General features: G+C 34.8%; 1 pseudogene. It reads left to right on the plus strand.

Going from position 1 to position 264, the window contains the following annotated elements:
• Positions 1 to 26: 26 nt before the first annotated feature.
• A pseudogene (locus tag TY19_RS00465) lies at positions 27 to 264 on the plus strand (hypothetical protein); the annotation flags it as partial.

The raw sequence follows: 264 nt of genomic DNA on the forward strand, positions 1-264 counted from the left end.
TTATTTCACTCATTGGGATGGTCATTTTGAATATTTCTAATTTTGGGCTTAATTCTAGTTATCTTGTTAATACAACGGCTTCTTCTTACTATCCCTCTCAAGTTATTAATGACCCTCTTGTGGATGAGAATAATGCCTTAGACAATCCTTTGCCTAATACACAGGAAACTAGTGCGCCAACGATTCTAGCTTCCGATCTTTCACCTTCATCTGAAGAAATTCAATTAAACTTTCAAGAGGGAACTTCTCTAACTATTTCTTTTT

The organism is Candidatus Protochlamydia sp. R18 (assembly GCF_000648255.1).
Classification (GTDB): domain Bacteria; phylum Chlamydiota; class Chlamydiia; order Chlamydiales; family Parachlamydiaceae; genus Protochlamydia; species Protochlamydia amoebophila.